Origin of the sequence: Bradyrhizobium genomosp. I (2014) (assembly GCF_000261685.1) — a bacterium.
In the GTDB taxonomy this organism is placed as follows: domain Bacteria; phylum Pseudomonadota; class Alphaproteobacteria; order Rhizobiales; family Xanthobacteraceae; genus Bradyrhizobium.
The window spans coordinates 34,123-45,111 of the sequence record NZ_AJQE01000177.1 but is presented as its reverse complement, the minus strand read 5'-3'; the positions used below and the strand labels follow the sequence as shown (position 1 = coordinate 45,111).

Here is a 10,989-nt window from a genome sequence, read left to right as displayed (position 1 = left end):
GCCCCCCCGCCGATCAGCAGCGTCGGCGTCCTGATCGCCTGCGCGTCGCTGAGCGTGTAGGGCCGGCGCTGCTCGTTGATCTGACCGATGAAGGTGAGTGCGTTGTCGCGGAGTTGCTGCTTCGCCGCGGCGGGCACGCGCCGCCAGGAGCCGTCGCCTTCGATGCCTTCGTAGAAATTTTGCAGCGCGCCCTCGATGTCACCGCCGCGGATCATCTCGACCGATCGCGCGGTGCGGGCCGCCAGCGGCGGATGCGCGGGTGTGCCTTCGGGGACCGGCAGGGATGAGTCGAGATCGCCGCCCGGCTCGGCCAGCACCAGTTTGCGCAGCAGATCCGGCCGCGCCTGCGCCACGCGAAAGGCGATGTGCCCGCCGCGCGAATGGCCCATCAGATCGACCGGGCCGGGCCTGACCTGCTCGATGAACGCGATCACGTCGGCGACATGCTGCGCCATCTTGTAGTCGTCGCCGACGGCATCCCAATGCTCGGGGAAGAAGTGCCGCAGGCTGACCGAGATCACCCGATGTGCCTTCGAAAGTGGGCCCAGGACCGAATACCAGGTGCGGAAATCACCGAGCGTGCCGTGCACGCAAACCAGCGGCGGGCCGCTTCCGACTTCGAGATAGGCCATGTCGTAACCGTTGACGCGCAATGTCTGCATGGTCAGCTCGCCAGAAAATCCAGAACCACTTCGGAGTATTTCTGCGGCGCCTGCTCGAACATCGGATGCGTCGCATTCGGGATGATCGCCGTCTTCGAATAGGGTACATGCGCGGCCAGCGCGTGCAGCACCTTCGGCAGCAGGCCCTTGGTCCGCGCGCCCAGGATGAACAGTGTCGGAATTTTGATGGACTCCGCATCCGCCTTCGAGAATGGCGGGCGGTCGTCGCGGACCTGGCCGATCAGTGTCATGGCGTTGTCGCGCAGGTTCTGCTTCACCATCGCCGGTAGGCGCGGCCAAGTGCCGGCGCCCTCCAGCGTGTCGACGAAGACGGCAAGGCCGCCGTCGACGTCGCCCGCCGCGATCTTCTCGGCCGAGGCGGTGAAGCGCGCCAGCAGCGGCGAGGGGCCGCCGACATAATCAGGGTCGAGGCTCGCATCGAGCTCGCCGCCGGGCTCGGCCAGAACGAGCCGGCGCAACAAATCGGGGCGCTGCTGAGCGACGCGAAAACAGATGTGCCCGCCGCGGGAATGGCCCATCAGATCGACGGGGCCGAGATCGAGCTCGTCGATGAAGGCGATGACGTCCTCGACGTGCTGGGCGATTGAATAGGTGTCACCGAGGCCGTCCCAGCGCTCCGGGAAGAAGTGCCGCAGGCTGACGGCGATCACCCGATGCCGCCGCGACAGCGGGCCGAGCACGCAGCCCCAGACGCGGAAGTCGTTGAGCGAGCCGTGCACGCAGACCAGCGGACGGGCTCTGTCTTCGCCCACGTCGAGATAGGGCATGTCGTATCCGTTGACGTGGAGGCTTTGCATTCAGGGCTCGCGAGGAATTGGAACTCCTGTGCAAGATTCCCGGAAACCGGGTGGATCGCAACTATTTCCAAGCCTAGATTTGGCGGGAATTCAAAGTGGGGGCCTGCAACGGAAGCAAGCCAGGAACCTAGCCATGACCGACCAGCATTTTGCCCTGTTCGACACCCGGATCGGCCTGTGCGCGATCGCCTGGGGCCCGCGCGGCATCAACGGCACGCAATTGCCGATGGGCGGCGAGCAGAAGATCCGCACCCGCATCCACCAGCGCCACGCTGATGCCAGCGAGGCTGAGCCGACCGCCGAGGTGCAGCAGGCGATCGACCGCATGACAAAACTGCTCGCGGGCGAGCCGGACGACCTCACCGACATCCCGCTCGATCTCGACGGGGTGCCCGAGTTCAATCGCGGCGTCTACGAGATCGCCCGCGCGATTCCGCCGGGCAAGACCATCACCTATGGCGACATCGCCAAGCAGCTCGGCGGCGTCCAGCTGTCGCGCGACGTCGGCCAGGCGCTCGGCCGCAATCCGTGCCCCATTGTCGTGCCGTGCCATCGTGTGCTGGCGGCCGGCAACAAGCCCGGCGGCTTCTCGGCAAATGGCGGCGTGGTGACGAAGCTGAAGATGCTCGAGATCGAAGGCGCGCTGGTAAACCACACGCCGAGCTTGTTCGATTGAGGCCAACGGTCTCGTGCCCCGGACGCAGTGCGGCACGAAGTGCTGCACTGCTGAGCCGGGGCCCAGAACTCAAGCGAGGTGGGTCCCGGCTCTGCGGCGCACCGCTGCGCGCTGCGCCGCGTCCGGGATACGAGACCTCTAAATCTTCGCCGCGGTCTTCGGCCAGTATTTGTCGCGCAGATGCCGCTTCACCAGCTTTCCCGTGGGCGTGCGCGGCAGCTCGGCTTCGAAATCGATCGAGCGTGGGCATTTGATCGCGGAGAGGCGGCCCTTGCAATAGGCGATCAAATCGGCCTCGAGCGCCTTGCCGGCGCGCGTCATGTCGTGCGGCTGCACCACCGCCTTCACTTCCTCACCCATCTCCTCGTTCGGCACGCCGAACACCGCGACGTCGGCGACGTCAGGGTGCGTGATCAGCACGTCCTCGGTCTCCTGCGGGTAGATGTTCACCCCGCCCGAGATGATCATGTAGGACTTGCGGTCGGTGAGATAGAGGAAGCCGTCCTTGTCGAGATAGCCGACATCGCCGAGCGTCGACCATCCCTTGGCGTTGTAGGCCTTCTTCGTCTTCTCGGGGTCGTTGTGATAGGTGAAGGCGGGCGCGTCGGCGAAGTAGACCGTGCCGATCTCGCCCGTCGGCTGCTCCTCGTCGTTCTCGTCCAGAATCTTGATCTTGCCGACCACGGCGCGGCCGACGCTGCCGCGATGCTCCAACCATTGCTGCGAGTTGCAGACGGTGACGCCGTTGCCTTCCGAGCCCGCGTAATACTCGATCAGGATCGGTCCCCACCATTCGATCATCCTGGCCTTGACGTCGATGGGGCAGGGCGCGGCGGCGTGGATCGCGCCCTTCAGCGTGGAGACGTCGTACTTGGTGCGCACATCGTCCGGCAGCTTCAGCATGCGGACGAACATGGTCGGGACCAGCTGCGATTGGGTGACCTTGTATTTCTCGACCAGCTTCAGGAACTCTTCGGCATCGAAGTGCTCCATGATGATGGAGGTACCGCCGAGCACGATCGCCATCATGTTGAAGCGCAGGGGAGCCGCGTGATACAGCGGCGCCGGCGACAGATAGGTGCTCTCCGCGTTCATGCCGCACATGTCGGCGCAGAGCACGCGCAGGAAGGCGTTCGGCACGTCAATCCTGTTTCCCTCGAAGGCCTTCTTGATGCCTTTGGGCCGGCCGGTCGTGCCCGACGAATACAGCATGTCGTAGCCGGCGACCTCGTCCGCGATCGACGTGGTCGGCTGCGCACCCGCTTCCTTGTCGTAGGAACGGAAGCCGGGCGACGGCTCGTCCATCATGTAGAAGATCGGCTCGCCTGCCGCACCCTTGATCAGGCCTTTGATCTGGTCGGCGCATTTCGGCGTGGTGATGACGACCTTGGCGCCGCAATCGGCGATGATGTAGTCGATCTCGTCCTGCTTCAGATAGCGGCTGATCGCGGTGTAATAGAGCCCGCTGCGTTGCGCCGCCCAGCAGATTTCCATGAAGGCGAGGCGGTTTTCCATCAGAAGTGCGATGTGGTCGCCGGCCCTCAAGCCGAGCGAGCGGAACAGCTGCGCGCCCTGGTTCGAGAGCTCGTCGAGCTCGCGATAGGTGATCGCCTTGCCGGTCCCGGCCATCTGATAGGCGATCTTGTCGGGCGTGGTGCGGGCGTGGATGGAGGGGTGGGTCATGGCGTTTCCTCAAAACGCGAATGGCGAGTAGCCAATGGCGAATAGGGAAGAAGGGCCAAAACCGCTCTTCGCCTACTCACCATTCGGCTACTCGCCACTCACTACTCGCTTTTGTTTTTTCTTACAGTCGCTCGACGATCGTCACGTTGGCCATGCCGCCGCCTTCGCACATGGTCTGCAGGCCATAGCGCTTGCCGCGCTGGTGCAGGGCGTGGACCAGCGTCGTCATCAGCTTTGTGCCGGAGCCGCCGAGCGGATGACCGAGCGCGATGGCGCCGCCGTTGACGTTGAGGCGCTCCGGATCGGCGCCGGTGGTCTTCAGCCACGCCGTCGGCACCGAAGCGAAGGCCTCGTTGACCTCGAACAGGTCGATGTCGCCGATCTTCATGCCGGCCTTCTCCAGCGCGCGCCTGGTGGCGTGCAGCGGCGCGTCCAGCATGATGACGGGGTCGCCGCCGGTCATGGTCATGTGGTGGACGCGCGCGAGCGGCTTGACGCCGAGTTGCTTCAGGCCGCGCTCGTTCACGACCATCACGCCGGAAGCGCCGTCGCAGATCTGGCTGGCGCTGGCGGCGGAGAGCCTGCCGTTCTCGGCGATCAGCTTGACGCCCTTGATGCCGTCGAGGCTGACGTCGAAGCGGATGCCTTCGTCGATGTGGTGGGTGTCCTTGCTGCCGTCGGCGCGGGTGATCTCGAGCGGCACGATCTCCTTCTTGAAGTGACCGGCCTGCGTCGCGGCGATCGCGCGCTGGTGGCTGTTGTAGGAGTACTCGTCGAGCTCATCCTTCGAGAGGCCGTACTTCTCCGCCATCATCTCCGCGCCGGTGAACTGGCTGAACACGATGTTCGGATACTTCTTCTCGATGCCCGGGCTCTTGTAGTTGCCAAAGCCGTTCTTGGCCGGAAGCTGCGACGACAGGCCCATCGGAACCCGCGTCATCGATTCCACGCCGGCCGCGATCACCACGTCCATCGCACCCGACATCACCGCCTGCGCGGCGAAGTGCAGCGCCTGCTGCGAGGAGCCGCACTGGCGGTCGATCGAGGTGCCCGGCACGCTTTCAGGGAGCTTCGACGCCATGACCGCGTTGCGCGCGACGTTGTTGGACTGCTCGCCGACCTGCATCACGCAGCCCATGATCACGTCCTCGACCTGGGCCGGGTCGACCTTGGTGCGATCGACCAGCTCGTCCAGCACCTTCGCGGCGAGATCGGCCGGATGCCAGCCGGCGAGACGGCCCCCCTTGCGCCCGCCCGCAGTACGCGCAGCGGCGACGATATAAGCCTCGGCCATGTCGGTCTCTCCCTGAATTTTTGACGGGGTTGGTTGTCGGGATCGGATTTAAGGGACGGGAGATCGTTTAGTCAATCGATCAATTAACTCTTGTGATGAGGCGCTGCTTGGGCTTATCTGCGCCCGCTTCAAGCGGCGAAAACAGGGATCTCCGTGGCTATCAGCGTACCGAACAGGCTCCCCGGCGGGAAAAATTCCACGGCAGAGAAATTGCTGGTGGCCGCGAGCGAGCTGATGATCGAACGCTCCTCGATCGAGATCTCGCTCTCCGATATCGCGCAGAAGTCCGGCGCCAACGCCGCGCTGGTCAAATATCACTTCGGCAACAAGGACGGCCTGCTGCTGGCGCTGCTTGCACGGGATGCGGCGACCGAGATGTCGAATCTCGAATATCTGCTGGCGCAGCCGATCACGTCGACGGCGAAGCTGAAGCTACATATCGCCGGCATCATCCGCGCCTATCACCGGTTCCCTTACATGAACCGGCTGATTCATTATCTGCTGCACGAGACCAGCGCGGGCTCCGCCGATGAGGTCTCAAAATTTTTCGTCGCCCCGCTGCTGGATTTCCATCGCCGCCTGCTCGCCGAAGGCGTCAGCCGCGGCGAATTCCGGCAGACCGATCCTGTGTTGTTCTACACCAGCCTGATCGGGGCCTGCGATCATTTGTTCTTCGGCCGGCATGCAATGTCCCGCGCGACCGGCGTCGGCCCGGTCACCGATGATGTCTGCCGGCAATACATCAAGCACATGGAAACGCTGATCTGCGGCGGCATCCTCACGCAAGCCGAGGAAGCCGCCGCGGCCGGATAATCGGCCGAACTCCAAACTCTAGAGAAGACAAGTCCAGAGAAGAAACGCCCAAGGAAAAGGTAGAGGTACAAGCGATGCAGTTGAAAGACGTAGCCGTTCTCATCACCGGCGGTGGCTCCGGCCTTGGCGCTGCGACCGCCCGCGCCATGGCCGCCAAGGGCGCCAAGATCGGCGTGATCGACCAGAGCAAGGAAAACGCCGAGAAGGTCGCCGCCGAAGTGAAGGGCGTCGCGCTCCATGCGGACGTCACCAGCGAAGAGCAGATCAAGGCCGCGATCGCCAAGGCGGAAGCCGCGCATGGCGTCGCGCGCGTGCTGATGAACTGCGCCGGCATCGGCGGCTCGCAGCGCATCGTCGGCCGCGACGGCGTTTATCCCTTGGAAAAGTTCGCGCGCATCATCAACGTCAATCTGATCGGCACCTTCAACTGCCTGCGCCTGTTCGCCGAACGTCTCGTCACTGCGGAGCCGATCGGCGAGGAGCGGGGCGTCATCATCAACACCGCTTCGGTGGCTGCTTACGAAGGCCAGATCGGCCAGATTGCCTATTCGGCCTCGAAGGGTGGTGTCGTCGGCCTCACGCTTCCGGCCGCGCGCGATCTCGCCAGCCAGAAGATCCGCGTCAACACCATCGCGCCCGGCTTGTTCTTCACGCCGCTGCTGATGGGTCTGAACGAAGAGGCCCGCAAGAGCCTGGGCGCCCAGGTGCCGCACCCCTCGCGTCTCGGCGACGCCAACGAATACGGCATGCTCGCCGTGCACATCGTCGAGAACCCGATGCTGAATGGCGAAACCATCCGCCTCGACGGCGCCATCCGCATGGCGCCGCGCTAGGCGGTGCATCTCTTACCCTCCCCTGGAGGGGGGGGTCGGCGCGAAGCGCCGGGGTGGGGTGATCTCTCCACTCGGGCACTGTTCGGTGGGAGAGACCGTCACCCCACCCCGCTCGCGCTGCGCGCGATCGACCCTCCCCCTCTAGGGGAGGGTGGCAGTCCGGCTCACGACCGATGCATGAGGCCCCTATGTCCCAACCGCTGCTGATCGAGCACGACGACGGCGTCGACCGGGTGATGCTGAACCGGCCCGAGCACCTCAACGCGCTCGATCCGGCGCTGATCGATGCGCTCAACGTCTATTTCCAGGGCCTGCAGCGCAATCGCGACACGCGCGTCGTGGTGCTCCGGGGCGCCGGCAAGAACTTTTGCGCGGGTCTCGACCTCAAGGCCGCGATGGCACGCCGCGCCGGGCAACAGGAGCCGCCCGGCGTCACGGAGTCGCTGGATTCGCAGCGCCGCATCGCCGACATCGTGATGCTGATGCGGCGCTGTCCGCAACCGATCCTGGCGCTGGTGCAGGGCGCGGCAGCCGGCGGCGGCTTTGCACTGGCGCTTGCCTCCGACATCCGCATCGCGACGCGGTCGACGCGAATGAACTGCGCCTTCATCAAGCTCGGCCTCGGCGGCTGCGACATCGGCACCAGTTATTTTCTGCCGCGGCTCGTCGGCGTATCCGTGGCATCCGAACTGATCCTCACGGGAAGCTTCATCGGCGCCGAGCGAGCGCTCGCGGTCGGGCTCGTCTCGGAAATCGTCGAGGAGGACAGTCTGGATGACGCGGCTGCGCCTTATGTCGAGGCGATGATGACGGCATCGCCAGTCGGCCTGCGACTGTCCAAGGAATGTCTCAACATGAGCATCGATGCCGGATCGCTGGAAGCTGCGATCGCGATGGAGGATCGCAACCAGGTCCTGTGCAGCCGCTCGGAAGAGTTTTCGGAAGGCATCAGGGCCTTCCTTGAAAAGCGAAAGCCTGTCTATATCAAGCGCTGAACGACGAAGATCCGCGAAGGACAAGTAATTCCGGGAGACGCAAAAATGAGTGGCAGCGCGGCGGCGGTGATGACGAAGCCCGCCTTTCGCAAGGTCCAATGGCTCAAGCGTGATATCGACGTCGAACGCCGCGGCGACGGCACGGTGGTGCTGAAGTCGCGCATTCCGCTGCAGCCCTACGAGAAGCACATTCCGGCCTCGCTGGCGAAATGGGCGAAGGAAGCACCCGAGCGCACCTGGCTGGCGCAACGCGGCGGTCCCAACCGCGAATGGCGCAAGGTGTCTTATGGCGAAGCCAAGCGCACCGTGGATGCGCTGACGCAAGGCCTGCTCAATCTCGGGCTCGCCGGCCGGCCTGTCGCGATTCTCTCAGGCAATTCGATCGAGCACGCGCTGATGACGCAGGCCGCGATGCAAGCGCTCTCGCCCGCGGCTCCTGTGTCGCCGGCCTATTCCCTGATGAGCCACGATCACGTCAAGCTGAAGTACCTGTTCGACCTGATCCAGCCGGCTGTCGTGATGGTGCAGGACGGTCCGACCTTCGAGAAGGCGCTGAACGCACTCGACCTCGGCGGCGTCACCGTGGTTCACGTCGCGCGGCCTTGCGACGGCATCAAGAGCGTCAGCTTTGCCGAGCTCGCGGCAACGCCGGCGACGGCCGATGTCGAAGCGTCGATTGCACAGGTCGCGCCGCAGACCGTCGGCAAGCTGCTGTTCACGTCAGGCTCGACCGGCATGCCGAAGGCCGTCATCAACACGCAGGAGATGATGTGCGCCAATGCGGCGATGATGATGCAGGTTCGTCCGCGCGACCCGAGCGATCCAATCTCGACCATGCTGGACTGGATGCCGTGGAATCACACCATGGGCGGCAACGCGGCATTTCACCCGATCCTGGTCGACGGCGGTACGCTCTATATCGACGACGGCCGGCCGATGCCGGGCCAGTTCGACGAGACGCTGCGGAACCTGCGCGAGATATCGCCGACCTATTACGCCAACGTGCCGGCCGGCTACGCCGCGCTCGCCGCCGCCATGGAGAAGGACGATGCGCTCTGCCGATCCTTCTTCAAGAACCTTTCGATCATGGCTTATGGCGGCGCGCGGCTGCCGGACGATCTCTATGAGCGCATGCAGGCTCTCGCGGTGAAGACCACCGGCGAGCGCATCGTGTTCTATACCGGCTGGGGCTCGACCGAGACCGCGCCGACCTCGACCGGCACCTATTGGGATACCGAGCGCGTCGGCCTGATCGGCCTGCCGTTCCCCGGCGTCGAATTGAAGATGGTGCCGTGCGGCTCGAAATACGAACTGCGCCTGCGCGGCGTCAACGTCACGCCCGGCTATTTCGGCCAGCCGGAGCTGACCAGGAAGATGTTCGACGAGGAAGGATTTTACTGCATCGGCGATGCCGGTATTTTCGTCGACGATTCCGATCCGGTGCAAGGCATCATCTTCGCTGGCCGCGTGGTGGAGGACTTCAAGCTCACTACCGGCACCTTCGTGCATGTCGGCTCGCTGCGCACCGATACGATTGCGGCGGCAACGCCTGTGGTGCATGACGCGCTGGTCGCGGGGCAGGACCGTGCCTGCATCGGCCTCTTGGCCTGGCCCAATTTGCATGCCTGCCGCCAACTCGTCGGCAATCCCGGTCTGAGCTTCGCTGAGGCCGTGAAGCACCCCGAGGTGATCGCCTGCTTCAGGCGCGGGCTGGAAGCTCACAACCGGGAGTGCGAGGGCGCCAGCAGCCGCATCATCGCCCGCGCCATGCTGATGGTCGAGCCGCCCTCGATCGACGGCAACGAGCTTACCGACAAGGGCTACATCAACCAGCGCGCCGGCCTCGAGCGCCGCGCGGCGCTGGTCGAGCGGCTTTATGCGGACACGCCGGATCAGGATGTGATCGTGCTGCGATGAGTGCGCAACTCTCTCAACTCGTCATTCCGGGCTCGCGACTTCGTCGCGCCCCGGAATGACGGTCTCAACGACAATGAATGAATAAGAAGGTAGCCCGCCATGAACTTCGACTTCTCCGACGACCAGAAGCAGCTCCGCGACCAGGCGCGCAAGTTCCTCGCCGAAAAATGCGCGCCCAAGGCAGTGCGCATCGTGCTCGACGGCAAGGCTCCTTACGACAAGGAGCTCTGGAAAGGCCTCGCCGAGATGGGCTTCCTCGGTGTCGCTATTCCTGAGGAGTTCGGCGGCGCCGGCGCCGGCCATCTCGAGCTTTGCGTGATCGCGGAGGAGATGGGCCGGGCCAACGCGCCGGTGCCGTTCTCCTCGACCGTGTACCTCGCCGCCGAGGCGCTGCTGATCGCCGGCAGCGACGCGCAGAAGAAGAAATGGTTGCCGGCGATCGCCTCGGGCGAGGCGATCGGGACGCTGGCGCTGTTCGAGGGCAAGGGCAATCCGGCGCCGAAGAACGTCAAGCTGACGGCTGCGAACGGCGTGCTCAACGGCGTCAAGAAGCCGGTCGCCGACGGCGCCATCGCCGATTTCGCGGTGGTCGCCGCACGCACGGGATCGAGCGGGCGCGACAATGACATCTCGCTGTTCCTGGTCGATCTCAAGGCAGGCGGCGTCGAGGTCAAAGGCCTCACCAATCTCGATCCGACCCGCGGCCAGGCCGAAATCACCTTCAAGGACGCCAAGGCCGAGCCGCTCGGCGCGGCGGGCGAAGGCTGGAGCATCCTCACCCGGGTGCTCGACCGCGCCGCGGTGCTGTGCGCCTTCGAGCAGGTCGGCGGTGCCGATCGCGCGCTGGAGATGGGCAGGGATTACGCGCTCGACCGCATCGCCTTTGGCCGGCAGATCGGCTCGTTCCAGGCGGTGAAGCACATGCTCGCGGACATGTACGTCTCGGCGACGCTGGCGCGCTCCAACAGCTATTACGGCGCCTGGGCGCTCTCGACCAATGCGGCCGAGCTGCCGGAAGCCGCCGCCGCCGCGCGCATCAGCGCGACGCAGGCATTCCAGCACTGCGCCAAGAACAACATCCAGGTTCACGGCGGCATGGGATTCACCTGGGAGTTCGATTGCCACATGTACTATCGCCGCGCCAATGCGATGGCGCTGGGGCTCGGCAGCCTGTCCTATTGGGAAGACCAGTTGATAGACCGGATGAGGAAGAAGAACGCGGCGTGATGTCATTCCGGGGCGCCGCACAGCGGCGAACCCGGAATCTCGAGATGAGTGGATAACCTCTAGATTCCGGG

The 10,989-nt window shown here is 64.7% G+C and carries 10 protein-coding genes; 6 read left to right on the top strand and 4 right to left on the bottom strand.

All coding sequences use genetic code 11. The features are described from left to right. Both IC50_RS17340 and IC50_RS17335 read right to left on the bottom strand, forming a co-directional pair. The coding region (locus IC50_RS17340) for an alpha/beta fold hydrolase (protein ID WP_035707143.1) at window positions 1–662 on the bottom strand (662 nt) is incomplete at its 3' end. Between the two features lie 2 nt (window positions 663–664). Next, a complete protein-coding gene (locus IC50_RS17335) occupies window positions 665–1,480 on the bottom strand; it encodes an alpha/beta fold hydrolase (protein WP_035707138.1) in 816 nt (271 codons plus the stop codon). A 133-nt stretch (window positions 1,481–1,613) separates the two neighbouring features. Between IC50_RS17335 and IC50_RS17330 the strand changes: the two genes are divergently transcribed. Further along, window positions 1,614–2,156 (top strand): methylated-DNA--[protein]-cysteine S-methyltransferase, encoded by a 543-nt coding sequence (locus IC50_RS17330; protein WP_035707135.1) that lies wholly within the window; start codon window positions 1,614–1,616, stop codon window positions 2,154–2,156. A 138-nt stretch (window positions 2,157–2,294) separates the two neighbouring features. Here IC50_RS17330 and IC50_RS17325 read toward each other — a convergent pair whose 3' ends face one another. Both IC50_RS17325 and IC50_RS17320 read right to left on the bottom strand, forming a co-directional pair. Continuing rightward, on the bottom strand, window positions 2,295–3,839 hold the full coding sequence (locus IC50_RS17325) for an acyl-CoA synthetase (RefSeq protein ID WP_035707132.1): 1,545 nt from the start codon (window positions 3,837–3,839) through the stop codon (window positions 2,295–2,297). Between the two features lie 121 nt (window positions 3,840–3,960). Beyond that, a complete protein-coding gene (locus IC50_RS17320) occupies window positions 3,961–5,133 on the bottom strand; it encodes an acetyl-CoA C-acetyltransferase (protein ID WP_035707129.1) in 1,173 nt (390 codons plus the stop codon). Window positions 5,134–5,343: 210 nt separating this feature from the next. On the opposite strand from IC50_RS17320, the gene IC50_RS17315 reads away from it, so the two are divergent. The 5 genes from IC50_RS17315 (at window position 5,344) to IC50_RS17295 (ending at window position 10,918) form a co-directional block, all read left to right on the top strand. Next, entirely contained in the window at window positions 5,344–5,946 is a 603-nt protein-coding gene (locus IC50_RS17315; protein WP_035707126.1) for a TetR family transcriptional regulator, read from the top strand. A gap of 74 nt (window positions 5,947–6,020) precedes the next feature. After that, on the top strand, window positions 6,021–6,779 hold the full coding sequence (locus IC50_RS17310) for an SDR family NAD(P)-dependent oxidoreductase (protein ID WP_024337318.1): 759 nt from the start codon (window positions 6,021–6,023) through the stop codon (window positions 6,777–6,779). Window positions 6,780–6,967: 188 nt separating this feature from the next. Beyond that, on the top strand, window positions 6,968–7,774 hold the full coding sequence (locus tag IC50_RS17305; protein ID WP_035707123.1) for an enoyl-CoA hydratase/isomerase family protein: 807 nt from the start codon (window positions 6,968–6,970) through the stop codon (window positions 7,772–7,774). A gap of 45 nt (window positions 7,775–7,819) precedes the next feature. Further along, window positions 7,820–9,691, top strand: coding sequence for an AMP-binding protein (locus tag IC50_RS17300; RefSeq protein ID WP_035707120.1), 1,872 nt, complete (start codon window positions 7,820–7,822; stop codon window positions 9,689–9,691). 99 nt (window positions 9,692–9,790) lie between these two features. Beyond that, entirely contained in the window at window positions 9,791–10,918 is a 1,128-nt protein-coding gene (locus IC50_RS17295) for an acyl-CoA dehydrogenase family protein (RefSeq protein ID WP_035707118.1), read from the top strand. Window positions 10,919–10,989 lie beyond the last annotated feature (71 nt).

Coding starts and splice junctions, on each gene's coding strand:
- IC50_RS17335 (WP_035707138.1), bottom strand. CDS start 1,480: ATGCAAAGCCTCCACGTCAACGGATACGACATGCCCTATCTCGACGTG.
- IC50_RS17330 (WP_035707135.1), top strand. CDS start 1,614: ATGACCGACCAGCATTTTGCCCTGTTCGACACCCGGATCGGCCTGTGC.
- IC50_RS17325 (WP_035707132.1), bottom strand. CDS start 3,839: ATGACCCACCCCTCCATCCACGCCCGCACCACGCCCGACAAGATCGCC.
- IC50_RS17320 (WP_035707129.1), bottom strand. CDS start 5,133: ATGGCCGAGGCTTATATCGTCGCCGCTGCGCGTACTGCGGGCGGGCGC.
- IC50_RS17310 (WP_024337318.1), top strand. CDS start 6,021: ATGCAGTTGAAAGACGTAGCCGTTCTCATCACCGGCGGTGGCTCCGGC.
- IC50_RS17305 (WP_035707123.1), top strand. CDS start 6,968: ATGTCCCAACCGCTGCTGATCGAGCACGACGACGGCGTCGACCGGGTG.
- IC50_RS17300 (WP_035707120.1), top strand. CDS start 7,820: ATGAGTGGCAGCGCGGCGGCGGTGATGACGAAGCCCGCCTTTCGCAAG.
- IC50_RS17295 (WP_035707118.1), top strand. CDS start 9,791: ATGAACTTCGACTTCTCCGACGACCAGAAGCAGCTCCGCGACCAGGCG.